The organism is Acinetobacter lwoffii, assembly GCF_024129115.1.
Classification (GTDB): domain Bacteria; phylum Pseudomonadota; class Gammaproteobacteria; order Pseudomonadales; family Moraxellaceae; genus Acinetobacter; species Acinetobacter lwoffii_T.
On the sequence record NZ_JAMXXO010000001.1, the window covers coordinates 110483 to 135100 of the forward strand.

The following is a 24618-nucleotide window of genomic DNA, read 5'->3' on the forward strand; positions in this document are numbered from 1 at the left end:
CCATTAGCGAATATAGTGAGTGTTGGTATGTTGAATGTAGTTGGGAAATTCTGCAATCGAGCCATGGCTTTGTAATAGGGTGGCCAGTGACATCACATATTTGTAGGCATTCAAGGCAGTTTCGGCTCGTAGTCCACTCAGCACATTTTGTGCATCGATGACCTGTGTGGCGGTGCCCATATCTTCTTTAAAGGACAATTCTTGGATGCGTAAATTTTCCTGTGCGGCTTTCAAGTTTTGTGCCAGAAGTGCATCACTTTGCTGTGCACTGAGTGCTTCGCTATAAGATTTATAAATCAGATTTTCAATTTCCTGCTGGGTGCGTGCAGTAAGCAGTTCTGTAGCAGAGCGTTTGAGTTCGGCAGCCTGAATATTTTTATTTTTATCAATTCCGGAAAATAAGTTATAACGGGCAGCCACCCCGACAATCCAGTTTTCATTTTGATCCAGACTATATTCGCCAAAAGCAAAAACATTCGGTTTTTTCGCTGCTTGCTGGGCTTTGACATTGGCTTGAGCTAATTGAGTATCCAGCTGCATTTTTTGAATCAGCGCAGAGTTCTGACTAAAGGTTTTCAGCAGATGATTTAAGGCCTGTGGCTCGGTTTTATTGACAAATAAAGGCGTCGCAAGTTCGGTGATGCTACTTTCCTGAAGCAGATTATTCAGCTGGAACAGGGCAGCATTCAAATTGGCCTGCGTATTTTGCTGACTGCGCTCGGCATTATTGCGTGCCACTTCAAACTGCATGCGGTGGCCTTTACTGATAAAACCTTGCTGTTCCATCTTTAAGGCATTGCGATAATGCTGCTGCATGGCATTCAGGTTAAACAGCGCAGCTGCATGCAGTTGCTTTTGAAGCTGCACATTGAAATAACTTTGAATCAGTTCAAAACGCTGCGTGTCTTGCTGCTGTTTGTTGCTGAGCTGACTACGACCGACCTGAATATTGGCGATTTCTTTAGCGCTGCTTGTCAGTCCACCGGTATAAAGCGGCATCATGATTGAAACCGTCGGACGAATCACCTGATCATCCAGCACGACATGCGAACTATCAGGAATTAAGCCCACCCCATTTTGAATAGGTTGTCTTAAACTATTTTTTAGTGGGTCAGCCAGATCACCTAAGTTCAGTTCATCAATTCTATTATTTACACCATCCGTTAAGGATTGCTCTAAATTATTTTTTAAAGCACCCAAAGGCAGATCGAGTTCATTATGAAAGGCATACGCACGAACATTCAGATCGACTCGTGGCAGACCTACGCCTTTTACTGCTTCAGCTTCAAGTTTTGAGGCCTGTTCCAGACTTTGATAGGCTTGGCTGCTATAAGAATTTTGCAACAACTGACGTTCAGCGTCCTGAAAGCTGATGCTCTGCGCATGAGTAAAGCTGCCATACATCATCGATGCAAGCAGATTTAAACCCCAGACAAGCTGTCTTTTATTTTTCTTTAAGTTCATAAAGTCGCTAAATTGATTTTAAGCCGGTGATGTTATCCGGCTAGTATAAATCAAAGGTTCGCAGATAGAACTAGTGTAAAGTTATAGTATTGTTTCTTTTACATCTGTATTTCAAATACTTATCGGCTGTTTTTAATGGAATATCTAGAATCAAAAAATGGCTTAATCTTGAATATTTTCAATTGTTAGTTCAAAGATGATAAAAACAGCAGGCTAAAATACTGGTCAATTTATCTTGTGAATCTACATTGATTTTTTGACTCTATCTTGACTCATAGATTGAAATAATTTTGTGCAAGACCCTGCCAGATATGGTTAAATGCCATCATTTTATTGTGTTTCACTCTGAAAGGAAAAATCATGCGCGCGTACAACTTCTGTGCTGGTCCTGCTGCATTACCGACTGCCGTACTTGAAAAAGCTCAAGCTGAAATGCTTGACTGGCACGGCAAAGGTCTTTCGATCATGGAAATGAGCCACCGTAGTGCCGACTATGTTGCCATGGCTGAAAAAGCGGAAGCAGACTTACGTAAACTCATGAATATTCCTGAGAACTACAAAGTATTGTTCTTGCAGGGTGGGGCATCATTACAGTTCTCGGCAATTCCATTGAACCTGCTTGGCAAAAACAACAAAGCAGACTATATCGATACCGGTATCTGGTCTGAAAAAGCCTTGAAAGAAGCGCAGCGTTATGGCGATATCAATGTTGTAAAAGCAGGTATCCAAATTGATGGTAAATATGCGATCAGTGCACAAAGCGAATGGAACCTGTCTGCGGATGCAGCCTATGTACATTATGCCGATAATGAAACCATTGGCGGTCTGCAATTTGCTTCAATTCCTGGAACAAACAAGCCATTAGTTTGTGACTATTCATCTAGCATTTTATCTGCACCCTTAGATGTCTCTAAATTTGGCCTGATCTATGCGGGTGCGCAAAAAAATATTGGTCCTGCTGGTTTGACGCTGGTAATTATTCGTGAAGATTTACTTGATCAAGCCAAACCTGAAATTCCAAGCATCTTGAAATATTCAGATCAAGCGAAAAATGGCTCAATGGTCAACACACCATCAACTTATGCATGGTACTTATCTGGCTTAGTATTTGAGTGGTTGCTGGAAAATGGCGGTGTAGATGCCATGCACAAAGTGAACCTTGAGAAAGCTAACTTACTTTATGGTTATATCGATCAAAGCGATTTTTATGCGAATCCGATTGCAAAAGCAAACCGTTCGATCATGAACGTACCATTTACTTTGGCCAATGCTGATCTTGAGAAACAGTTCCTGAAAGAAGCTGAAGCGCAGCATTTATTAAATCTTGCTGGTCACCGTTCGGTTGGCGGTATGCGCGCAAGTATTTATAATGCCGTGCCTTTAGAGGGCGTGCAGGCATTAGTGAACTTTATGGATGACTTTGCCAAACGCAATGGTTAATTCCTGAAACGAAAAAACCCAGCACAAGCTGGGTTTTTTATGAATACAATAATTTTAGAAAATAAAAGTATGCAGGATGAATCCGCAGATCAGCATCCCCAACATGAAAAAAAGGCAGGACATCATATCAATATTATAGCGGGAGCTAAGATGATGCTCGACCTGTTGTAATGTTTCTTCTTGCACGATTTTCATAGATATTTATTGTCCGATCTATTTATCGTTAATACTAATTTGTTGTGAGTATTTTTATCATAAAAAATTGATTAAATAAAGTACATTTTTAATTAAAGAGCATAAATTTTCATTTTATTTAAATATCAGATTTGCACGACATCAGATTATTTATATGAGAAATCAAATGCTTATTTTTACAAGGTTTTTAAGGTCATTTTAAATATTTAAAATGAATTTATTTGAATTTAAAAATGTGGATAACTCGGTTTTTAATGAATTTAAATAGATTATTAAGCCAGAAAATATGTATAAAAAATAATCAAAAATTAAAATGACAAATAAGGATATAGATGGATTAAAAGAAGATACCCATCAAAATGAATATCTTCTTTTTCTGTTTGAACTTAGGCCGCTTTTCTATAAATATTGGCCTGAATCCACAAGTTGCCACGAATATACTGGCCAATCTGAAAGTCTCTGTACTGGTCATTCCGCGTTGCAATCCGGATCAAGGTCGCAGGCTGGCCTTCATCATGAATGAGGGTGACATCATATAGGGTATAGTCCTGACCCATAAACTGCATAGTCGTTTTACCGACAATATTGCCCTGGAACCAGGCTTCATCTTCCTGACCCATGGTTTCGCCGTATAGATAAGCCACCATTTTAGAAAAATCTACGGTTACAGGTTCTTTATCTTCTTCGCACTGCGGCTGCCAGGCATCAATCTGTTCCTGCAAATTATCCGGTGCTACACCATTATTGGCAGCCAGAATATCATTCAAGGCACGGTGGTGCTTGATCGAAGCCGGATCATCAACCACCAGATGCTCATGATCTGCGACCGCTTCAAGTTCATAGGCCCAGCCATTCAGATTCACCACATAGGACTGGTCTTTTTCATAATGTGGGTGATTGACGCTATACAGGCTATCGAAAGCGTAAATAATATTGTTAGCACCCAGATTCAGGCGCAATACAGCTTGGGTGTTGGATTTACAGGAAATAATCCGGTCAATCGTGGCTTTCACCTGATAAGGACTGTCAAAGCACGGAAATGCAGTTTTTACTGCTTGAGGTTTGTTGTTTTCGACGGCAATCACTTGACTCAACTGTACCGCAGCTTTGCTCGGTCCCTGAATCAGCCAGGTCTCTGCATCCATATCACATTCTTGTGTACAAAGGCCCATCGGCATGATTGGTTCATCAAGAGCTTTGCCTAACCACTGTGGAACATCTGTGCCAGGGTTGTCGGTGAGCAAGGTCCAATGTTCGACATGACTACCGAAATTTTGATCATCAATGGTGATGATCTCTGGGCTATTCTGATTTTTCATATGCACAATTGATCTTGGATGATGTATTTATAGTTAATCGAGGGTCATTGCGATTTTTCAAGTCAATCGAATGAATTTTAAAATTAAAATGCCAGTCAAATGAAGTCAATTTTTTTCTCGCGTGAATCATGCCAGTTTTACCGGGCACATACTTTTTAAAATATTGATGACAGATGCAATGAAAATGGAGCGATTTAATCATCAACCTGATCACTGCAATTTGCTAGAATAACCATGATTTATACCTTAATGGGAAGCCCTGTGTTGCCATTCAAACTTTGGGTCGATGCCGATGCATTGCCCCGTATTCTGCGAGATGTGATTATTCGTGCTTCGGATCGCTATCAGCTGGAAGTCACTTTTGTTGCCAACCAACCAGTCGGAATAACTCCTTCGATCAGAATTAATTCAATTCAGGTGATGAGTGGGGCGGATGCTGCGGATAAAGAGATTATTCTGCGCATGAAAGAGCATGATATTGTCATGACCCAAGATATTCCCTTGGCTGCGGAAGTGATTGAAAAAGGCGGAATTGCGATTCATCCCCGTGGTGAAATTTATACTACGGCCAATGTCAAAGCGCGCTTACATCTGCGCGATTTTATGGACAGCTTACGCGGAGCGGGCGTGCAAACGGGCGGGCCACCCCCGATTTCAGAACGGGATAAACGCGAATTTTCCAGCGCACTCGATCAGACCATCCAAAAACAAAAACGTAAAACTTCCGCGCTTTAAGCCTTATTCAGAGTGACTCGCATGCCCACACAAACCAATATGATTGCCACCTATCTTTTATTGGTTTTTATCTGGGCGACGACACCGCTAGCGATTGTCTGGAGTGTGACGGATTTGCATCCGCTCTGGGCTTTGGCATTGCGTTTCTTTTTGGCTTTGCCTTTTGCATTTGCCTTATTGTGGCTATTTAAAACCCGTTTTCCCTTAGATAAATTATCCATGCACAGTTACCTGGCTGGCGCATGCAGTTTTATCGGCTCACAGATTTTCACTTATCTGGCCACGGATTATCTGAGTTCAGGCATTATTGCCCTGATGTTCGGACTGGCGCCGATTATTACCGGTTTAATTGGCCGTTTTGTATTTCAGCTTAAGCTCTATCCTTCGCAGTGGGGTGGTATGGCGATTGCCTTGCTGGGTCTGGGCATTATCTGTGTCGGTGGCAAAGATCAGCATATTCAGCCGATTGGCATAGGCCTGATGTTGCTCAGTGTTTTTATTTACTGTGTTTCGATGTTCTGGGTGAAAAAAGTTAATGCACCTCTCGAACCTATGGCACAAGCGGCCGGTTCTATTGCTGTTTCAGCGGTCATGGCCTGTACCATGTTGCCATTTATCTGGCAATTTGCACCAACCCAGATCCCACAGGCAAAATCGCTAATTGGACTCAGTTATGCTGTAATCATGGCTTCCCTGATTGCGATGTTCTGTTATTTTAAACTGGTGCAGAAAATCAAGGCGACCACTTTGTCATTGACCACCGTATTGACGCCGATGCTGGCCTTATTTGTCGGGGTGATTCTGAATGATGAAAAATTATCGGGTGGGGCTGTCTTCGGTGTCGTTATCTTACTGGCTGGTTTGTTGTTATATTTTTCCAGAGAAATTAAAGCGAGCTATAACGCTCGCCTTTCATCACCCAGCAGCACTGACTAAAGCAGTAATTTAAACAAAGTGAGCCTTGACGCATTCACCCAGTTTGACACGGTCTTGGGGATGCATGGTAATAAAATATGCACCAGTCCGATATTTGCCATTTTCTTCTTCGCGACTGTAGGCCACCTGAGCGGTTGCTGCAATATGGAAGAAATTTTCCGGATGACTCAAAGTCACGTGCAGATAGGTGCCTTCAGCGATAGGGCGCTCATTAAAGAAACTAAAACCGGTTTCTGAAAAGTTCACTTGCTCTGGTACAGGTAACATGCTTTGTACAATTGCGTCATACAAAGAACCGGTAATAAGGTTTAACTTTTGATTAAATAAGGATAAGATTCGAGCAATTTGTTGATCTTTTTCAGATAATTGTTCTAATTCGTAGTTAACCGCATGATCAAATTGATCTAGTTCTGCAAGTAGTAGAAAATAGCGGGGCAAGACGAAGTTAGGATCGTAAGGATCATTCAAGGCAACATCATCGGAAATAATCTGATAATTAATTCGTAAGGCAGCATCGATTCGAGACATGACGCGTCTTTCCGTAAATCCGTTTGGATGCTGTACATTTTCCATAATTTATTACCTCGGACTAGATGGTTATGTTCAAACCAATCTCGCTGTATATAGGGTTGAAATATACTCGCGCACGGCGTAGTAACCACTTCATTTCTTTTATCGCGTTGGTCTCAATGATCGGCCTCACACTCGGTGTGGCAGTCCTCATTACAGTGTTGTCTGTGATGAATGGTTTTGACCGAGAGTTAAAGAATCGTGTCTTAGGAATGATACCTCAAGCGACTGTTTCCTCAACACAAATTTTAACAAATTGGCCAGAACTTGCAAAGCAAATTGAAGGGCATGAGCATGTTCAGGGAGTCGCACCTTTTACTCAATTACAAGGCATGCTGACCGCACAGGGTCAGGTCGCCGGCATTATGGTCAGCGGGATTGAACCCGAGTATGAGAAAAAAGTTTCAATTATACAAAACCATATGGTTGAGGGCAGTATCGACAGCCTGAAAAAAGGTGAATTTGGTATTGTTTTGGGCAAGCAAATGACCGATGCCATGGGTGTGGGTTTAAATGACAATATTACTCTGGTTTTGCCAGAAGCCACCCCATCACCAGCCGGTGTCGTCCCACGTTTTAAGCGTTTTAAAGTCGTGGGAATCTTCAGTATTGGTGCTGAAGTTGACTCGATGATGGGTTATATCGCTTTAAATGATGCCTCGACCTTGCTGCGTCTACCGGATGGTGCGCAGGGTGTGCGTATGAAGCTGGATGATATTTTCCTGGCACCACAAGTGTCTCAGGAAATTGTGCGTGATTTGCCGGGGAATTTTTATGCTTCGGACTGGACTTATACCCATGGTAATCTGTTCAGCGCGATTCAGATGGAAAAAGCCATGGTCAGCCTGCTTTTATTCCTGATCGTTCTAGTCGCGGCATTTAATATTGTGTCTTCACTGGTGATGGTGGTGACGGATAAAAAATCGGACATTGCCATTTTAAGGACTTTGGGGGCTTCACCTGCCACCATTACCAAAATCTTTATGGTGCAAGGTACCGTGATTGGGGTGATTGGAACTTGTGCAGGGGCCATCCTCGGGATTATTGCGGCAACCAGTATCAGTAGCTTTATTGGCTGGCTCAACAATACTTTAGGCCTGAATATGTTTGATGCCTATTTTATTAACTACTTACCTTCGTATCTGCGCTGGCAGGATGTCTTGGTGATTGTCGGCTTGTCACTGGCCCTTAGTTTTGTCGCGACAATTTATCCGGCTTTACGTGCAGCAAAAATTCAACCCGCAGAGGCATTGCGTTATGAGTAATCTGATTTTAGATGCCCAGAATATTCACAAGTCCTTTACCGATGGTAAAGCCACTGTCGATGTAATTCGTGGCTTGTCATTACAAGTGAAAGCTGGCGAGTTTGTTTCGATTGTGGGTTCCAGTGGTTCAGGCAAAAGTACCTTATTGCATGTTTTGGGTGGATTGGATCGTCCTACTTCGGGTCAGGTCATGGTGAATGGCCGCCGTTTTGATACCTTGTCTGAAGCAGAACGCGGTTATGTGCGGAATGAGCATTTGGGCTTTGTTTATCAGTTCCATCACCTGTTGCCAGAATTTACGGCACTGGAAAATGTGGCCATGCCGCTGATGTTACGCGACAACATGAAGTTCAAGGAAGCCAAACAGCAAGCCGAATATTTGCTGGAACGTGTTGGTCTTTCACATCGTCTGACTCACAAGCCGGGTGAATTATCCGGCGGTGAACGTCAGCGTGTTGCTTTGGCACGCGCAGTAGTCGGTAAACCTAAACTGATGATGGCCGATGAGCCGACCGGAAATCTGGATCGCAAGACTGCAGCAAAGATTTTTGAACTGCTGACCGAATTACAACGTGAGTTCAATATGGCGATGCTGATCGTGACCCATGATGAACAACTGGCCCATGCTGCAGACCGAATTTTACACATGCAGGATGGTCTCTGGATTGAACCATAAATAACGAGAATATTCGCATTTGATTGAAGCTCACTCCGGTGGGCTTTATTATTGGGCAAAATAATAATAAAGAATAAGATTCAATGTTGCAGTGGCTGTGTATCGGCTGGATTTTAGGCCTTGCCTGTATGGGGAAAAGTTTCCTGTCTGTTCAACTGAGCGGGACGGTAGTTTTGATCGTTGCGCTGTTGTGGTATATGGGTTGCCATAAATTAAAGTTCATTTCGAATACACCGCTGCGAAGCTTGTTGATCACTGGATCAAGCCTGCTTTTGGGAGTTTTTTTAGGTCATGCTTATGCCAATCTGCAATTGGCTGAACGTTTATCCAAACGAGAGCACGAGGTCTCTGAAAAAAAAATCGTAGTCTATATCAAAGAGCTGAATAAACTGGGCGATCAGAATATCCAGCAAGCCCTGCATGTGCTTAACCCTGATGGCACTACAGTTAAGTGGATGGGTTTTCTGCCAGTTTCAGATCCTGTCATATCCAGTTTAGGAAATGATGTAACCAAACAGCAGACTCTTGAACTGGGACACTATTATTTATTACAAGGCCAGATTCGACCTAACCATAGTTATGCGACACCGGGTGCTTTTGATGCAGAAAAATGGGCCTTGCAGCAAAATGTTATGGCCGGGTTTAGGATTAAACATATCCAAGAGTTGCAACCGCAACAACTCTATGCACTAGGTCATGCTAAATATCTACGTCAGCAGAAAAATTTGAATCAGCGATTTTTGCTTTGGGTAGAACAGCAGCGACTGACCTTAAGAGAGTTTGTGGCCAGACAACCCGTACAGCAGAAAGGCTTGTTACTGGCTCTATTAAGTGGTGATGAAAGTCTCTTGGATCAAGCGACGGAACAGCAATTCCAGCGTTTTGGCATGAGTCATTTGCTGGCGATTTCCGGACCGCATGTCCTGATCTTTGCCTTTATCGTTTGTGGAGCGTTGCAATATCTGATTTCAAGGTACGTACCGCAGATTTATCTGAAATGGCCAAGGCAGTATTTTTTGAGTCTGCCTTTTTTGTTATGTGTATTGCTGTATTGTGCCTTTGTCGGTTTTGAAATTCCGGCGTTACGCACTTTACTGATTTGTGTGATTGTGACTTTTACGCTGCTGCTCAGGCAAAGTATGCAGCCATTAAAACTGCTGATTTTAAGTGCTGCCTTATTGTTGCTCTTTGATCCTTTTAGCATTTTGTCGGCCGCATTCTGGCTGTCTTATGGAGCCTGTTTTGTCTTGCTGCGAATCTATCAAACCATTCAGCAGCAACCGCATCAAACAATACAAACAGCATTACAATGGCTGTATTTTGCAATGAAAGTTTTAGTGGAGTCGCAGTGGAAAATTTTTCTGGCCCTGTTTCCCTTAATGATGCTGTTCTTTAAGCAGATCGCCTGGATTACGCCGCTAAGCAACCTGGTGGCTATCCCGTGGATTGGCCTGCTGATAGTTCCCGTAGATATTCTGGCGGCTTTATTATTTTTCATTTCTGAACCACTTTCGAGTCTGCTGTTTCAGCTCAATGATATTTTTATTCATATACTGCTGGCATTTTTGAATCTGCTTGATCGGCTGTTTGCACCGCAACTGATTCCTGTGGCCATGAATGTCTGGATGATTGCTCTATGTATTTTGGGCTTATTAATTGTCTTTTTGCCGCGTGGCTTAGTGCCCAAAAGCTGGACAGCACTTGCCTGTTTACCACTGTGCATTCCTCAACTTAATCAGCATGCATTTCAGCTGTCTGTTCTGGATGTCGGGCAGGGACAGGCCATCTTCATTCGGGAAGGGCAAAAGAGCATGATGATCGATATGGGCGGTTATTATAATGAAGAAAAATTCAGTATTGGTCGGCAAGTGATTATGCCATTTTTGTCTGTGCAAGGTGTTGGAGAACTGGATCAACTGATTTTGACCCATCTGGATCAGGACCATAGCGGTGCATATCACAGCATTAAAGATCAACTAAACATCCGACAAGTGTCATCCAATCAGATGCCTGAAACAGCTGCTTCTTCAAGTTTTCAGTTTTGTTATGCAGGACAGCAATGGCAATGGTCTGAGACGATTAACTTTAAAATTCTGGCACCTCGGCAGCAGCAGTTAAATACGCCAAACTTCAATAAAAACGACCGCTCTTGTGTGATATATCTGCAAGTTAAAAATGCCGGACCGTATCAAAACTTTTTACTGATGGGGGATACGGGTTGGGAAACTGAATATCAGCTGCTCCAAGACTATCCCGAACTTCAGGTCGATGTGCTGATACTCGGGCATCATGGCAGTCAGCACAGTTCAGCCTATCAATTTTTACAGGTTTTGCAGCCTAAACTGGCGATTGCCTCGGCTGGGAAATTTAACCGTTATGGCCACCCGAGCCAACTGACCCAGCAACGGTTGAAAGCACTTAATATTCCCTTATTGACCACAGCAGAACAGGGGAGTGTGCACTTCCAGCAACAAGGCTCAAAACTGGTGCTTTCTGCCGAACGACATGAATGGCAGTGGTTGTATCGTCAGCCCTTAAGTGACTGATTCCAATATGGGCGAAACTTTATGTAGTTCTTGAGTTCTTAATGCATTTACTTTGTCCAAAGCTTGTTCATGCTCAAGTTTGTAGAGATTTCCCAAGTCTTGATGCGCATTAAAGCGTTTATAACTCCAATGATAATGTTCCGGATGGCGACGAATTAAATTTTCAATACTATTGATAATGACTTGTGTGCCTTGATTGGCATTGCCATTATAAATTTTTTCATCAACTGCTTCGATAAAAATATCGAATCCATCTTCAGTATTACGTAGAGCATATAAAAACAGGGCACGCGCTTTGGTCTTTTGAATCAGCTTGGCACTTAAATTACTGGTGGCCAAAGGCACGCCGAAATAGGGAATATATTCACCACCGATATTCGGGGTATGATCCGGAAGGATGACCGTAGTGCCACCTTGTTTTAAGGCTTTAAAAATCTGACGGACGCCAGATTCATCGGTCGGCACCAGATGCGCCTGTTCACGACTACGGGCGGCCCGTACAAATTGATCTGCAGCCTGATTTTTCACAGGTTTGTACATAATGGTCATTGAGGTGAACTGGGCAATATAGGCATTCATAATTTCCCAGGTACCAAAATGCGGCACAATTAAAACCAAACCTTTATTTTGTGCAAGGGCATCATGAAGTAGATCTTCGCCAATAACGCGATGAACGCGTTTAAGATTTTTCTGATTGCTTGAGCCCCAAATAGTAAAGAACTCGAAATATGACATTAATTCATTGCGAACCGCAGCACGATTAATCTGTTCACGTTCCTGATTAGACAGTTCTGAAAGACTGATTTCAAGGTTCAGACGAATGACTTCCGAAGTTTTAGTGACTTTAAAACTGTTCACAATAAAGGCCAGAATACGGGCCATCCAGCGAGAAACCGGAAGCGGTTGGCGGCTAATGTATTTGAGTAAACCGTAAGCTGAATTCCGTGAGCCCTGTTTCGTCATTGATTTCGTCTAAGTACAAAAAAAGAGAACAAAATTTATTATAGGCGAAAACGTTTTGTTTAGACAGAATTACCCGATTCAGTGTATATAATGGGTTCAATATAAATCAATTTATTGGATTATTTATGTCCGATTGGCCACCAAAACCTGAAAATCAAATACAAAATACGCAACAGCCAGTTCAACCGACTGGCCCGGAATGGAAACTGCTGGAAAAAGCAGTTTTAGCTTCGGTAGAAGAACAGCGCCGTGCACGCCGTTGGGGAATTTTCTTTAAATTTCTGACTTTTGCTTATTTGCTTGTTGTCATTTTGGCGTTAGGCAAAAGCTGTAGTTCAGTTTCTTCAGATGCTAGCGCTGCTGCGGGTTCGCATATCGCAGTCGTGGATATTGTGGGGACGATTGCTGCTGACAAACAGAGTGTGAACAGTAGCAATACTATCAAATCATTGAAAAAAGCCTTTGAAAATAAACAAAGTAAAGCAGTGGTGCTGAATATTAACTCACCTGGCGGTTCGCCGGTACAGTCGGATGAAATCTGGCAGGAAATTCAGTATCTGAAAAAACAGTATCCTGGGAAAAAACTGTATGCCGTGATTGGCGATACTGGGGCTTCAGGTGCTTATTATATTGCTTCAGCTGCGGACGAAATTATTGTCAATCCATCGAGCTTGGTCGGTTCAATTGGGGTGATCATGCCGAATTATGGCGTGACTAATCTATTGCAAAAATTAGGTGTTGAAGATCGCACCATGACTTCAGGTGAAAATAAAGCTTTGCTGTCTATGACTCAGCCGGTTGATCCTGCGCAAAAAGCCCACGTACAGGGTGTGCTGGATAATGTGCATGGTCACTTTATTAATGCAGTTAAACAAGGACGTGGCAATAAATTGAAATCCAATGATCCTGCTATTTTCTCTGGCTTGTTCTGGACCGGTGATCAGGCGGTGAAATTAGGAATTGCGGATCGTATCGGTAGCTTAAATACTTTGAAACGTGAACTGAAAACTGAAAAAGCGTTGAATTACACCATTGAATATAGTCCATTTGAATCAGTCTTGGGTCGTATGGGTTCATCGATTGGGGATGGAATTGCTTCTTCGGTTGCACAGAAGCTTCAGTCAGAAAATAGCACGACACTGCAATGAAACCATTGATTCATTTCGCGCACGCCAATGGCGTGCCATCCAAAGTCTATCAAAAGCTGTTTGATGGATTACAAGATGATTACGATATTATCTATGTGCCGCTTTTAGGGCCAGACAAGCGTTATCCGGTTGATAACCATTGGAAAAGCCTGACCCAGCAAGTGATTGACAGTATTGTACGTCAGTCACATGGGCGACCTGTCATTGGTCTGGGGCATTCTTTGGGATCTGTGTTAACTCTGCAGGCGGCTTTGCAGCGTCCGGAACTGTTTTCACAAATGATCATGCTGGACCCGCCGATGATTATGGGCAAAGAAGCCTTTGCCTTGCATATTGCGAAAACTTTTCGCTTAAAAGCATTGGATAAAATGTCTCCGGCCGGTCTGTCCAAACGCCGTCGTGACCATTGGAATTCACGTGAACAAGCCGCTGAATTGCTGCGCCCTAAAGGTTTTTATCAGGATTTTGATGCAGATTGCTTCCAAGCTTATATTGACCATGCCTTGCAGGATGATCCCATCCGGGGTGGGGTAGAACTCACTATTCCTAAAATGGATGAGGTCGCAGTCTTTAGAACCAATCCGTCACTATGGTGGTTGCCTCAGGCAAAACCCAAAATTCCTGTGCATTTAGTTGTGGCTAAGAAAGGTCCATTTCTGGCCCGCAAGTTCCCGCAGCAAGTGCAAAAGAAATTTGGTATTCCTTTTACCGTGGTGGATGGTGGACATATGTTCCCATTGGAACAACCTGATCAAGTAGCTGGCTTGGTCAAACAGCTGATTCAGCAACAGTCTGCTTGAATTATTGAATATATTGGAAATAAAAAAACGCATCCGAGGATGCGTTTTTTTATATCTAAATTTTTTTAGAACTTGCAGAATTGAACAGGCGCTTGCATTTTCTCATTTCGATACAGCACACCGTCTTCAGTATGTTGAATCGTACCGCTACAAATCCATTCTACGACTTGTGGATAGATTACATGCTCGAGGCTATGCACACGTGTTGCCAAACTTTCTACCGTATCGTGGTGAGAAACCTTGAGAACACCTTGAGCAAGCGCTTGCCCTGCATCCAGCTCAGCCGTAACATAATGCACCGTACAGCCGTGCAGAACATCACCGGTATTGAGTACACGCTGATGCGTATGCATACCTTTATAATAAGGCAACAGGGAAGGATGAATATTTAACATTTTCCCTTCCCAGGCTTTCACAAATTTTCCACTTAAAATTCGCATAAAGCCGGCAAGTACCACCAGATCCACATCCCAGTCCAAAAGCTGTTGATGCATAACATCATCAAAAGCTTCACGGTTTGGATATTGCTTGTGTTCAATAATTGCAGTCTGAATGTCTGCCTGTTGTGCACGTGTTAAAGCAAAGGCTTCAGGTTTGTTGGAAATCACGCCTACAATTTGGCCTGAAAGATTGGCATCAATCAAGGCTTGCAGATTTGATCCACTACCCGAAACAAGTACAGCAATTTTAGTCATGCGAAATTACGCAAAGATCACACGAATTTTTTCGTCTGCACCTGCAACTGATTCAGCATTGTCTTGAATCTGACCCATCGCCCATGCTTTTTCGCCAAGCTGGTTGAGTAATTCAACAGTTTTGTCTGCATCAGCGGTATCAACAACAAGTACCATGCCGACGCCACAGTTGAAAGTACGATACATTTCAAATTGTTCTACGCCGCCTTCACGTTGTAGAAGCTTGAATAGCTCAGGCCACTCCCAAGAAGATTCATTCACAAGCGCTTGAGCACCGTTTGGAAGTACGCGCGGCAAGTTACCTGGTAAACCACCACCCGTGATGTGTGCCATCGCATGCACATCAACGTGTTTTAACAGTTCAAGAATTGGTTTGACATAAATACGTGTTGGTTCCATTGCAGCATCTGCAAGTGGGCGACCATCCACGATTTGATTCAGGTCAACGTTTTTCACGTCCAGGATTTTACGAAGCAGTGAGTAGCCGTTTGAGTGCGCACCTGAAGAAGCTACACCAATTAAAATGTCACCCGCTTTGACTTTAGAGCCATCAATAATTTTACTTTGCTCAACAACACCGACACAGAAACCTGCAAGATCGTAATCTTCGCCTTCATACATGCCTGGCATTTCAGCAGTTTCACCGCCAACTAATGCACAGCCAGCAAGTTCACAACCAGCGCCAATACCAGTGACTACATTTGCAGCAACATCAACATTTAAGTGACCAGTTGCATAATAATCAAGGAAGAACAGTGGTTCAGCACCACAGACAAGAAGGTCATTCACGCACATTGCAACCAGGTCTTGACCAATTGTGTCATGACGGTTCAAATTCAGTGCCAGACGTAATTTTGTACCAACACCATCTGTGCCAGATACGAGAACAGGTTCTTCATAACCTTTAGGAATTTTACAAAGTGCACCAAAGCCACCTAGACCGCCCATAACTTCGGGACGTGAGGTACGCTTAGCGACAGATTTGATACGATCGACTAACGCGTCGCCCGCCTCAATGTCGACACCTGCATCTTTGTAGCTTAAACCAGTGTTTGGGGTAGAAGTTGAGTTGCTCATAATGAAGTCTCCGCATTCGCGGGTGCGATTATAACCTGAATATGTAAAACTCTTATGGTATTTGTGGCCTAAAATGCTATCTTTATTAAAATATTTTAATTTTTAGAATGATTAATAGAGAAAAGGCAAGATTCTATGGTCGATCGTACTTTACGGCGCATTCTTATACTTGCTGGTATAGCATTGATACTTTGGGTTTTATATCTGCTTAAACCAGTTGTAGTTCCTTTTGTTGCAGCTTTTCTAATTGCTTATTTATTTAGCCCCTTGGTTAATGTTTTGCACCGCATTGGGCTGGCTCGATGGCTCTCGATCAGTATCGTATTTATCGGGATTGGGATCGTGGTTACATTGGTGATGTGGTATCTGGTGCCACTAGTCTGGCAGCAGCTGATGTATGCGCGTGATAGCATTCCGGCCGGGATTCACTGGATCAATTACACGTTCTTACCTTGGCTTTCCGATAGCTTTAATCTGGTACCAATGGAAATCGATACCGATCAGATTTCCTCAGTCGTAATGGACTATGTCCAGACCAATTATAGTGCGGACAGTATTCAGGCAATGCTGCTGAAACTGGCACAATCTGGCCTGAATTTTATCCAGATTGGTGGCACGATTGTCCTGATTCCGATTATTGCCTTTTATTTCTTGCTGGATTGGGATCGTATGCTGGACAGCTTACGCCGCCTGATTCCCCGTCCTTATGAAAAAACAACCTTAAATATTGTGAGTGAATGTCATAGTGTCTTAGGTGCCTTTGTCAAAGGTCAGTTCCTGGTCATGGTTCTGCTGGGCGTAGTCTATGCAGTGGGACTGCAACTGATTGGCCTAGAGATTGGCTTGATCATCGGGATGATTGCCGGATTGTGCAGTATCATTCCGTATCTTGGTTTTGCGGTTGGAATTATTGCCGCAGTCATTGCAACCTTTTTCCAATTTGGAATCGACTGGTGGCAGCTGGTACTGGTGGGGATTGTATTCATGGTGGGTCAGGCTGTAGAAGGCTATATCCTACAACCGTTCTTACTAGGTGATAAAATTGGTCTTTCTCCTGTAGCTGTAGTATTTGCAGTTCTGGCAGGTGCGCAACTGGCCGGATTCTTGGGTATGCTGATTGCCTTACCAGTGGCAGCCGTGATTGTGGTACTGCTGCGGCATATCCGTGAGTATTATGAACATACGCCATTTTATGGTGATCAGGCTGTTATCATACAAGATGCATCTACCGGTTCAATCAATATTGAAACAGCAGACTTAGATGTTGATATTGAAATGAAAAAGCCACAGAAAAAACCGCTGCAAGCAGAGGAGAACTCAAGTAAAATTCATGATCCACATCGTAAAGACTCATAAGGCCAAAAAATCGTATGCGTCAATTGCAGTTAGATATAGAACCTCAGCTCGATGCCCGAATCAGTGATTTTTCAGGGCCGGGTTGGGGGCATGTCATTGATGCTATCCGGCAATTACATGCAGGCCTGATCAACCGATTTTATATCTATGGGGGAGCCGGTACAGGTAAAAGTCATTTGTTGTCTGCCATCTGTGATTCTTATCTGGAAGTGGGTAAATCTGCAATTCAGGTATCTTTGCTTGAACTTTTAGATGCACCGACTGAGGCGATTACTTCTCTAGATCGTTTTGATCTGGTAGCACTTGATGATATCGAAGCGATTAGTGGCGTACCCCATTGGCAACGCGCAGTATTTCACTTGATTAATTATAATAATGAAGGTGGTGGGCAGTTGGTGTTTTCGTCACGTTTTGCACCTATCGAACTCAAACTCGAATTGCCAGATTTACAATCCCGTCTCACGCAGGCGGTCAGTACCCGTGTTCCGAGTGGCAGTTTGTATGCTGATCGCTATGCGCTGGTTTCCTCGGTACTCGATCGTCGTGGGATCCATTTAGACCCTCAAATCTTTGACTATTTACTAAGCCATGGGCCACATCAAACTTCAGTGCTGCTTCAAAGATTAGAGCAGATTATTCAATTGCTTAAAGGGGAAAAATTGAAAGTCAGCAATGCTAATCTGCGGCAGATATATGCCTTGATTGACGAATATCGGTAAAATATAAAAATTCTTGAGTAATTACTCAGTCTATGACACAGTAAGGCAAAATAATTCGCTGTTGCAAGGATTCTGCAACTTTAGAAGAAAAAGAAAGAAATAAAAATTAAGGAGAAGGTTATGCTCAAGAAGAGCATAGGCATAGCTTTGCTATGTATAGCGGGGCAGTCGTATAGTGCAGATATTATTGTAACCACTACAGAAGATATTGAAAAAGATGACAAGGAATGTTCACTTCGAGAAGCTGTTGAGTATGTTAACCGTGGCTTAGCTAAATCAGGTTTTATGGGGTGTGGTGGGGAGAACTCATCCAGTACCATTATTTTAAAAGAAAAAAATACCTATGTGTTGAACCAGCATATCGCGATTAAAAAATCTCTTACCATCCGTGCGGTCGCAGAAAGTGATGGCGAATTCAGTACGGATGAAAAAGCATTAGGCTTGCATAATGCTCATATTCAAATGAAAGGTACTGATAACCTTTTCCGGATCAACAGTACAGATACATTGGTTCAGTTAAATTTGAAAGAACTGGATCTTGAAGGCTGTGGTAAAATCAGTTGTGCTGAACAAGGTGGCCTAATTTATAATAAAGGTCAGCTAATTCTAGAATATAACCGTCTATTTAATGCTGCTGCCAACTTGGGTGGGGCAATTTATAATGCTGGCAAGTTTGGTCAGAACTTAACAAGCCGTGCACAAATTAAAAATAGTCTGATCGAAAATAATAAAGCCCAACGAGGCGGGATCCTGTATAGCGAGCTACCTGCTTTCCTCATTTATCAAAGTGTACTTAAAAATAATCAGACACTGGATAATTCCGCGACCAATATTTATAGCGCGGGACAGTTTGCTGACTCCAGTAAAGATCAAGGTATTAGTGGGGAGGTATTAAGTAGTACGATACTAAAAAATAAGGGTGTATTTATTAATGTCCTGGACGGGATGGGATTGAATAATCTCACCATAGTTGACAATGAAAATACTGCTTTAAATATCCATGCACCGTATGGAAGAGCTTATGTAGCGAATAGTATTATTTTAAGAAATGGTACACAGGATTGCCAAATTATCACTGGTGATAAGTCTGTGTCGCAAAATAATCTGCTGACAGCCTCGTGTGGTGTAGGGGATGCCGTCGCGCCGAACCAGTTCTGGAATGGTACACGACTTTTTGCTGAATCCTCAGATAAAAGTGAAGGTATTTGTCAGACCCTACAAGAAAATAATAATGCCATACTTTGTCCATATAGCGTTCCTAAAGGACAATTTCTCGGTTATATGCGCCCACGAATTTTGTTGAACTATATCCTTGTGAGTGAATCACCGATTGTGAATAGAGGCACAGGATTGAGTTTAGCAAATCCAACGGTAGCATGTGAAGCGGCAGATCAGCGCGGGATCAACCGTTTGATGGATAATCTGTTTTGTGATCGTGGTGCTGTTGAAATCACGATACCAATCTCAGGCAGTCTGGTGGGACAAGATCTGTTAAAGGGTGAAATTGCCAAGTTTTCAATTGAATCTTATCTGGGAGATAGTGATTTAATTCCAAAAGAACAGTGTAATGCCATTGTTGGTCAGAATCCGACGGGGGAGCCTTGGCAAGATGGCTGTTTGAAAGTGGTACAAACCAAAACAGCTTCCAAGGGTAAAACAATCATCGATATTCATGGCAATGTCGTTTATACCCCGGATTCTACCTGGCATGGAGCAGATATTTTCGAACTACAAGTGGTGACCTCATCGACACGGTTTAATAAAAGTAAACCTTATTTGACTATTACTACTCAAATTGTTCAGGAGCCAAAAAATGAAATGGAAGACAAAGCAGTCAAAACTTCAGGAGGCTCATGGGGTGGTGGTGGGCTACTGATTTTACTCGGATTAATAGGTTTACGCCGTGGATTAAAAGATTAAGGAAAAATCATGAAAAATTATAAAAAAGGACTGCTTGCGGCCATGATTTTATCTGCCATGAGTTTGATGGCAGCCGAAGATAAAACGATATATGTAACTACTTTTGCTGATGAAGATGGCGAGAATAATAATGCCTGTTCTTTGCGAGAAGCCATTAAAACTGCAAAACTGGATAAATCTTATGGCGGATGTAATGTAGGACGTACGCTTCGATTGGATGGTTCAGCTGCAGATGTGATTCAGCTTGAAGCAGGCGAGTACAAATTAGATAAAGAGCTGATCGTAGAGTCAGCGCTCAAAATTTATGGGAAAACTCCGCTTAACTATGCTAGTCGTAGTCCGATTACGCTGTTATATCCAACCCGGGAGGCTTTAAAAAGTACTATTTCAGGCCAGGGGAAAACCAGATTATTTAATAGTATGGCCAGCCAATCCAGTCTGGAAATTCATCATCTGATCTTAAAGGATGGTTATGCAGCAATAAATACCTTGGATAAAGGGAATGGCGGTACTTTTTATGTAGCTGGGCCTTTAAGTATTAATACCAGTGAAATAGTAAATTCCCGAGCAGCTGCAGAAGGTGGGGCGATTTATAGTGTAGCAATGAATACGGAAAGGAATATTGTCATTCAGGATTCTTTGATTCAAAAAAATCAGGCGAGTTCATATGGTAGTGTTTTGGCGATGGACTGTCAGGGAAATTTAGGGACAACTCAAACCAATGTGAAAATTAATTCCAGTAGTATTGTTAAAAACGGTTCAGACACTACTAACAGTATTATTGATTTTTGTGGCTATGCCACAGTAGAAATTGTTAACTCTACTATTGCGAAGAATACTGCAAGTACCACAGGACATATTGTGCGTATGACGAATGAAGTTAATCGTCCCCTCAGTAAATTCTCCAGTTTAACTGCATTAAGTAATACTATTGTTGAAAATACAGCCCAATCTACTTTATTTTATGACAATACCGGTTTTAGATATTTTAATTTCAATGTTTTAGCCTTTAACCAAGGCCTGTCTTGTGAATATGCCTTAAATCAGGGGAATCCGACCAAGGCACAACGTGTTGAATTTTCTACAATTCGAAATGCAATTCAAACGACTGGGCCATCACGTTGCGTATTGCCAGAATTAGACGAAGATACTACTTCAAATAATCTTGATGTCTCTAACAATATAATCAGCAGTTTATTAACAAATTATATTGAGCCTGCTATTGATAATCGCTATTTAGGGCTATATTACCCGCGTGATAATCAGACCGCAACGGATTTGGTAGATATCGGAGTGAGTGGCTGTATTGAACAAGACCAGCGTGGTATTGATCGTGTGATTGGATCCACATTAACATTTGATCCAAGTGCAAAAAATACTTGCGAGATCGGCTCAGTTGAAATCCGACGTTTGACTGCAGCCGATATTACGGACTTGCAAAATAAGAGTTTGGTAGAACTCAATGACTTTTATCAGGAGAATATAGATGATCTCGAAGAAATCATTGCTGATAAAAATACTCCAGAAAATGAGCTTCCTGGTTTAAAGGAAGAATTGAAAAGTTATCAGGATTTGCTTAAATATACCAAGCAATATCAGAAATATCGTGCAATCTATATTAATCCTTTTATCTTGGCTATGCCTCAAGAAACTCTAACCAATGATAAGATTCAAATTAAAGCCTTAAATTCAGAAAATTATGAGGTCAGTGTAAAAACTTTAGGTGTTGGTAAGTTAATTGGTACTGGTAATTCGACCACTGTGGAAGGAAATCCCAATGATCCAAATCTTAAATGTGAGTGGAAACCTGATTTAAACCGGATCATGATGTATCGCACTGATGGTAAGCAGACCAGTTCGGTTGATATGGAGTTCTGTAGTTATACACTTAAAGACCAGGCTACAGGTGTAAGCAGTGCTGGCCTCTTAAGAGCAGCTTTTAACAACATTGCACCAATTGCAAAAGATGATGAATATCGGCTTAGTCCAGAGAATAATCTTACAGTGATGGTAAATCCGCTTGAAAATGATAGTGATGATGGGGATGGGCCTCTACCATCAGGAAAGTCGGCTTTTTATCAAGATAAAGATGGAAAAGAGATCCCGATTCATATTGTTAAGCTGCCTGCGGGAGTTTCACTGAAGGCAGAGCGACAAGGAGCCTGTCCTGATACCTACCAAAATCAGACCTGTTATGGTGGACAGCTGACATTTAGTGTAAAAAATAATTTAAGCCAGGCAAATTACAGCATGGATTATGCGATTTTTGATGCTGATGAAAAAATGTCAGAAAAAGCGACAATCTTGTTACGTAATACAGTTAAAAATACGAATACGTCCTCAAGTGGTGGTGGGGCAATTGGAATGTGGGGGCTACTAGGATTATTAGGGCTTGCAGGTTATCGACGCTTAAGAAAATAAAATATGATTGAAACATCAAAAAAGCCTCCATATGGAGGCTTTTTATATTAAGTGTTTAATGCGAGTTAGGCTGCTGAGTCACTTGCTGATATTTGAGAATGTATTCTTCGCGAATGGCAAGGCGTTGCTCAGGAGACGCTTTTTGCATACGTGCGCCCAGTTCTTTGCGTTCCTGACTGCTCATCATTTGCCAAGTCTCACGCATTCTTTGTTTTTCCGCATCAGGGAGTTGAGTAAACCAGTCCATACGCTGCTGTAAGCTGACACGTTGTTGTTCGGGGATTTCTTTTAGAGATTGGTAACGTTTAATCAGTGCCAATTGTTCAGAATCAGAAAGACTATCCCAAGTATCAGTTACTTGGGTATTCGCATCTTTGGAAAATAGCCAAAAACGTTCAAATCCTGCAAAGCTGGTTTGCAGAAAACTGAATGCACAAAAAGCAATCACCAATTTTTTAGCTGCCATGTGGAACTTTGTCCTCACCTAAAACCATTAACATTTCTAAATCTTCAAGCATTTGCGGAGACAGTTTTGGGACTGACACCATTTGAGTTTGCGGTTCGTTATGGTCCGAAAGATTCGGTAATACCACAACGCCTGCAATCGCAGCTGCCAAAGCAAAACCTGACATTTTTAGAAATGCAAAGCGTGAGTGTTTTGAATCCTGAATTTCTTCAAGAACATGGTGCATGACAACAGGTTTGTCTTTATGTTGTTGTGCCAGTCCATCAAGTTTGGAAGTTACTTGTTTTAAGAAATCATCTTGATTCATTCGGATGACCCTCCCAGATATGGATTTAAATGTGCTAAAGAGGCACGTAAGCCTTGGATAGCACGGTGATAATGGGTTTTTACACTGCCTTCTGTGCAGTTCATAATTTGTGCGGTGGTATGCGTATCAAATCCTTCCCAGGCTCTGAGCATAAATGCCTGCTGCTGACGCACAGGCAATTTTGCAATCGCTTCCTGGATTTCTTCAGCAGTAACTGCCTGATCGAGAAAGTCCAGAGGCGTTGGTGTTGATTCATCGACGACATCATCGAATTCAATTTCGTCGTCATCGAGACTGACTTTTTTGAAAAATGAGAATATTTGACCACGCCGTGACTCTTTACGGCGCCAGTCCTGTAACTTGTTGTTGAGAATGGTATAAAATAGGGGATACCATTCTTCAGTGCTTTTTTCTGCATAGGATTTGTGTAAGGAAATGAAAGCTTCCTGAACCAGATCCATGGCAATACCATGATGACCTTGAGTCGCACTTTCCATCATCACCAAGGCACGCCCACTCACATCCTGCATAAAATTCTTCAGACGTGCCTCAGCCGTACTCTTCAGAATACTTACATCGTGTGTTTGCAACTGTTTTGGTGCTAAATCCATAGAGATGGAAAATCCTGTCATTGGACACCCACCATTATTCCCAAGTTCATAATCACATAACGTTGGGAATCCTGGTTTGGTTGACAATTAAGTTTATTATTTTTGTAGTTTAATCTATTTTATACACGGGCAGGGCCGTATTAAAACACTGTAACCTAAATCCCTAATTAGATACGTTGACGTACCATTTCAAAGAAACAGATCGAACCGGCAATTGCGACATTCAGTGATTCCTGACCTCCAGGTTGCGGAATGCTCACGGCTTCAGCATGTTGCATCGCATAATCAGACACGCCTTGGCCTTCATTACCCAGAATCCACACGCAAGGTTTACGTAAGTCTTTTGAATATAGGCTTTCAGCACGGTGTGAGCTAGTTACATAGACAGGGATTTGAAATTGCTCAAGAATTTGTTCAAGCGCGATATTTTCAAAGGTTTGCAGTGTGAAATGTGCACCCATACCGGCACGTAATACGCGTGGAGACCAGAGCGAGGCAGAACCTTTGGTACACACAATCTGTTCAATACCGGCAGCAGCAGCCGAGCGAAGCAGGGTGCCTACATTACCCGGATCCTGTACATTTTCCAGAATCAAAGTGTCTGCTTTAAAATCCAATGCATAATTTGCTGTTGGTAAAGTCACCACAGCCAAACAGGCTAAAGATGTTCCTAAGGTGCTTAAATCTTTGTATAAAGACTCGCTTAGAACAAAGACCATACCTGTGTATTTTGCGAGAATTTTCTCGAAATCAGGATGTGAAAGTGCATGTTCAGTGGTGAAAATAGAATCAATCTTACGGTTTTCATGTAGCCAGGCGAGAGACAGATGCGTGCCTTCTAAAACCGTTTGACCCTGTTTTTTACGATAGGTATTTTGTTCAATTAAACCACGTAAGTGTTTAATCTTTGGATTATCTTTTGAATCAAGAAAAAAAGTTGGCATGGGAGATATAATCCACGGCAGCCGATTCAATATCGGCTGCTGCTA

The 24618-nt window shown here is 42.2% G+C and carries 23 protein-coding genes; 13 read left to right on the plus strand and 10 right to left on the minus strand.

Going from position 1 to position 24618, the window contains the following annotated elements:
• Positions 1–3: 3 nt before the first annotated feature.
• A complete protein-coding gene (locus tag NI470_RS00525) occupies positions 4–1464 on the minus strand; it encodes a TolC family protein (RefSeq protein WP_253147606.1) in 1461 nt (486 codons plus the stop codon).
• Positions 1465–1824: 360 nt separating this feature from the next.
• Here NI470_RS00525 and serC point away from each other — a divergent pair, with 360 nt between their 5' ends.
• Together serC and NI470_RS15735 are read left to right on the plus strand one after the other, a co-directional pair.
• Positions 1825–2904, plus strand: a complete 1080-nt coding sequence (serC, locus tag NI470_RS00530) for a 3-phosphoserine/phosphohydroxythreonine transaminase (RefSeq protein WP_153566701.1) — start codon at positions 1825–1827, stop codon at positions 2902–2904.
• A 39-nt stretch (positions 2905–2943) separates the two neighbouring features.
• Positions 2944–3075, plus strand: coding sequence for a hypothetical protein (locus NI470_RS15735; protein ID WP_005103875.1), 132 nt, complete (start codon positions 2944–2946; stop codon positions 3073–3075).
• A 410-nt stretch (positions 3076–3485) separates the two neighbouring features.
• Here NI470_RS15735 and NI470_RS00535 read toward each other — a convergent pair whose 3' ends face one another.
• Positions 3486–4418 (minus strand): hypothetical protein, encoded by a 933-nt coding sequence (locus NI470_RS00535; RefSeq protein ID WP_004731774.1) that lies wholly within the window; start codon positions 4416–4418, stop codon positions 3486–3488.
• A gap of 249 nt (positions 4419–4667) precedes the next feature.
• Here NI470_RS00535 and NI470_RS00540 point away from each other — a divergent pair, with 249 nt between their 5' ends.
• Both NI470_RS00540 and NI470_RS00545 read left to right on the plus strand, forming a co-directional pair.
• The gene (locus NI470_RS00540) at positions 4668–5153 is read left to right on the plus strand and encodes a YaiI/YqxD family protein (RefSeq protein WP_171260766.1); all 486 of its coding nucleotides are present in this window, start codon (positions 4668–4670) and stop codon (positions 5151–5153) included.
• 21 nt (positions 5154–5174) lie between these two features.
• Positions 5175–6089: a DMT family transporter gene (locus tag NI470_RS00545; RefSeq protein WP_004645697.1), complete on the plus strand. Its 915-nt coding sequence runs from the start codon at positions 5175–5177 to the stop codon at positions 6087–6089.
• A 9-nt stretch (positions 6090–6098) separates the two neighbouring features.
• On the opposite strand, the gene NI470_RS00550 is transcribed toward NI470_RS00545, so the two are convergent.
• Positions 6099–6662, minus strand: a complete 564-nt coding sequence (locus tag NI470_RS00550; RefSeq protein ID WP_004279140.1) for a PilZ domain-containing protein — start codon at positions 6660–6662, stop codon at positions 6099–6101.
• A gap of 26 nt (positions 6663–6688) precedes the next feature.
• Between NI470_RS00550 and NI470_RS00555 the strand changes: the two genes are divergently transcribed.
• The 3 genes from NI470_RS00555 (at position 6689) to NI470_RS00565 (ending at position 11146) form a co-directional block, all read left to right on the plus strand.
• Positions 6689–7924 carry a lipoprotein-releasing ABC transporter permease subunit gene (locus NI470_RS00555; protein ID WP_004645695.1) on the plus strand — a complete coding sequence of 412 codons (1236 nt, stop codon included), beginning with the start codon at positions 6689–6691 and terminating at the stop codon, positions 7922–7924.
• Complete coding sequence (gene lolD, locus NI470_RS00560) at positions 7917–8600, plus strand: lipoprotein-releasing ABC transporter ATP-binding protein LolD (RefSeq protein WP_004645694.1); 684 nt, start codon at positions 7917–7919, stop codon at positions 8598–8600. The genes NI470_RS00555 and lolD overlap by 8 nt, the downstream gene beginning before the upstream one ends.
• 83 nt (positions 8601–8683) lie before the next feature.
• A complete protein-coding gene (locus NI470_RS00565) occupies positions 8684–11146 on the plus strand; it encodes a DNA internalization-related competence protein ComEC/Rec2 (protein ID WP_153566700.1) in 2463 nt (820 codons plus the stop codon).
• On the opposite strand, the gene NI470_RS00570 is transcribed toward NI470_RS00565, so the two are convergent.
• Positions 11135–12109 carry a lysophospholipid acyltransferase family protein gene (locus NI470_RS00570; protein ID WP_153566698.1) on the minus strand — a complete coding sequence of 325 codons (975 nt, stop codon included), beginning with the start codon at positions 12107–12109 and terminating at the stop codon, positions 11135–11137. The two genes, NI470_RS00565 and NI470_RS00570, sit on opposite strands and share 12 nt — an antisense overlap.
• Before the next feature lie 125 nt (positions 12110–12234).
• Here NI470_RS00570 and sppA point away from each other — a divergent pair, with 125 nt between their 5' ends.
• Together sppA and NI470_RS00580 are read left to right on the plus strand one after the other, a co-directional pair.
• Complete coding sequence (gene sppA / locus NI470_RS00575; protein ID WP_153566697.1) at positions 12235–13257, plus strand: signal peptide peptidase SppA; 1023 nt, start codon at positions 12235–12237, stop codon at positions 13255–13257.
• A complete protein-coding gene (locus NI470_RS00580; RefSeq protein ID WP_005252462.1) occupies positions 13254–14057 on the plus strand; it encodes an alpha/beta fold hydrolase in 804 nt (267 codons plus the stop codon). The genes sppA and NI470_RS00580 overlap by 4 nt, the downstream gene beginning before the upstream one ends.
• A gap of 65 nt (positions 14058–14122) precedes the next feature.
• Here the strand turns inward: NI470_RS00580 and purN are convergent, their stop codons facing one another.
• Both purN and purM read right to left on the minus strand, forming a co-directional pair.
• Positions 14123–14752 (minus strand): phosphoribosylglycinamide formyltransferase, encoded by a 630-nt coding sequence (gene purN / locus NI470_RS00585; protein ID WP_153566696.1) that lies wholly within the window; start codon positions 14750–14752, stop codon positions 14123–14125.
• Positions 14753–14758: 6 nt separating this feature from the next.
• Complete coding sequence (purM, locus tag NI470_RS00590; protein WP_153566695.1) at positions 14759–15829, minus strand: phosphoribosylformylglycinamidine cyclo-ligase; 1071 nt, start codon at positions 15827–15829, stop codon at positions 14759–14761.
• A gap of 135 nt (positions 15830–15964) precedes the next feature.
• On the opposite strand from purM, the gene cxpE reads away from it, so the two are divergent.
• The 4 genes from cxpE to NI470_RS00610 all read left to right on the plus strand — a co-directional run bounded on the left by cxpE (position 15965) and on the right by NI470_RS00610 (position 22245).
• Complete coding sequence (gene cxpE, locus NI470_RS00595; RefSeq protein ID WP_004279126.1) at positions 15965–17185, plus strand: chloramphenicol efflux transporter CxpE; 1221 nt, start codon at positions 15965–15967, stop codon at positions 17183–17185.
• A gap of 14 nt (positions 17186–17199) precedes the next feature.
• Positions 17200–17904, plus strand: coding sequence for a DnaA regulatory inactivator Hda (gene hda, locus NI470_RS00600; protein WP_004279125.1), 705 nt, complete (start codon positions 17200–17202; stop codon positions 17902–17904).
• Between the two features lie 120 nt (positions 17905–18024).
• The gene (gene rbtA / locus NI470_RS00605; protein ID WP_253147605.1) at positions 18025–19824 is read left to right on the plus strand and encodes a rhombotarget A; all 1800 of its coding nucleotides are present in this window, start codon (positions 18025–18027) and stop codon (positions 19822–19824) included.
• A 9-nt stretch (positions 19825–19833) separates the two neighbouring features.
• Positions 19834–22245: a CSLREA domain-containing protein gene (locus NI470_RS00610; RefSeq protein WP_005247617.1), complete on the plus strand. Its 2412-nt coding sequence runs from the start codon at positions 19834–19836 to the stop codon at positions 22243–22245.
• Between the two features lie 55 nt (positions 22246–22300).
• Here NI470_RS00610 and NI470_RS00615 read toward each other — a convergent pair whose 3' ends face one another.
• From NI470_RS00615 to NI470_RS00630, 4 genes are all read right to left on the minus strand, one after another.
• Entirely contained in the window at positions 22301–22711 is a 411-nt protein-coding gene (locus NI470_RS00615; protein ID WP_153566694.1) for a DUF3106 domain-containing protein, read from the minus strand.
• Entirely contained in the window at positions 22701–23018 is a 318-nt protein-coding gene (locus NI470_RS00620) for a hypothetical protein (RefSeq protein WP_004645680.1), read from the minus strand. The genes NI470_RS00615 and NI470_RS00620 overlap by 11 nt, the downstream gene beginning before the upstream one ends.
• Positions 23015–23629, minus strand: a complete 615-nt coding sequence (locus NI470_RS00625; protein ID WP_153566693.1) for an RNA polymerase sigma factor — start codon at positions 23627–23629, stop codon at positions 23015–23017. Before NI470_RS00625 ends, NI470_RS00620 begins: the two co-directional genes overlap by 4 nt.
• Before the next feature lie 167 nt (positions 23630–23796).
• Positions 23797–24573, minus strand: a complete 777-nt coding sequence (locus tag NI470_RS00630; protein WP_004279118.1) for a TrmH family RNA methyltransferase — start codon at positions 24571–24573, stop codon at positions 23797–23799.
• Positions 24574–24618 lie beyond the last annotated feature (45 nt).

Bases quoted from the DNA above. Each gene is read 5' to 3' on its own strand.
- purM (WP_153566695.1), bottom strand. From the start codon at position 15,829: ATGAGCAACTCAACTTCTACCCCAAACACTGGTTTAAGCTACAAAGAT.
- NI470_RS00550 (WP_004279140.1), bottom strand. From the start codon at position 6,662: ATGGAAAATGTACAGCATCCAAACGGATTTACGGAAAGACGCGTCATG.
- purN (WP_153566696.1), bottom strand. From the start codon at position 14,752: ATGACTAAAATTGCTGTACTTGTTTCGGGTAGTGGATCAAATCTGCAA.
- NI470_RS15735 (WP_005103875.1), top strand. From the start codon at position 2,944: ATGAATACAATAATTTTAGAAAATAAAAGTATGCAGGATGAATCCGCA.
- lolD (WP_004645694.1), top strand. From the start codon at position 7,917: ATGAGTAATCTGATTTTAGATGCCCAGAATATTCACAAGTCCTTTACC.
- NI470_RS00555 (WP_004645695.1), top strand. From the start codon at position 6,689: ATGTTCAAACCAATCTCGCTGTATATAGGGTTGAAATATACTCGCGCA.
- NI470_RS00565 (WP_153566700.1), top strand. From the start codon at position 8,684: ATGTTGCAGTGGCTGTGTATCGGCTGGATTTTAGGCCTTGCCTGTATG.
- cxpE (WP_004279126.1), top strand. From the start codon at position 15,965: ATGGTCGATCGTACTTTACGGCGCATTCTTATACTTGCTGGTATAGCA.
- serC (WP_153566701.1), top strand. From the start codon at position 1,825: ATGCGCGCGTACAACTTCTGTGCTGGTCCTGCTGCATTACCGACTGCC.
- NI470_RS00535 (WP_004731774.1), bottom strand. From the start codon at position 4,418: ATGAAAAATCAGAATAGCCCAGAGATCATCACCATTGATGATCAAAAT.
- NI470_RS00540 (WP_171260766.1), top strand. From the start codon at position 4,668: ATGGGAAGCCCTGTGTTGCCATTCAAACTTTGGGTCGATGCCGATGCA.
- rbtA (WP_253147605.1), top strand. From the start codon at position 18,025: ATGCTCAAGAAGAGCATAGGCATAGCTTTGCTATGTATAGCGGGGCAG.
- NI470_RS00525 (WP_253147606.1), bottom strand. From the start codon at position 1,464: ATGAACTTAAAGAAAAATAAAAGACAGCTTGTCTGGGGTTTAAATCTG.
- NI470_RS00570 (WP_153566698.1), bottom strand. From the start codon at position 12,109: ATGACGAAACAGGGCTCACGGAATTCAGCTTACGGTTTACTCAAATAC.
- NI470_RS00630 (WP_004279118.1), bottom strand. From the start codon at position 24,573: ATGCCAACTTTTTTTCTTGATTCAAAAGATAATCCAAAGATTAAACAC.
- NI470_RS00620 (WP_004645680.1), bottom strand. From the start codon at position 23,018: ATGAATCAAGATGATTTCTTAAAACAAGTAACTTCCAAACTTGATGGA.
- NI470_RS00545 (WP_004645697.1), top strand. From the start codon at position 5,175: ATGCCCACACAAACCAATATGATTGCCACCTATCTTTTATTGGTTTTT.
- sppA (WP_153566697.1), top strand. From the start codon at position 12,235: ATGTCCGATTGGCCACCAAAACCTGAAAATCAAATACAAAATACGCAA.
- NI470_RS00610 (WP_005247617.1), top strand. From the start codon at position 19,834: ATGAAAAATTATAAAAAAGGACTGCTTGCGGCCATGATTTTATCTGCC.
- NI470_RS00615 (WP_153566694.1), bottom strand. From the start codon at position 22,711: ATGGCAGCTAAAAAATTGGTGATTGCTTTTTGTGCATTCAGTTTTCTG.
- hda (WP_004279125.1), top strand. From the start codon at position 17,200: ATGCGTCAATTGCAGTTAGATATAGAACCTCAGCTCGATGCCCGAATC.
- NI470_RS00580 (WP_005252462.1), top strand. From the start codon at position 13,254: ATGAAACCATTGATTCATTTCGCGCACGCCAATGGCGTGCCATCCAAA.
- NI470_RS00625 (WP_153566693.1), bottom strand. From the start codon at position 23,629: ATGGATTTAGCACCAAAACAGTTGCAAACACACGATGTAAGTATTCTG.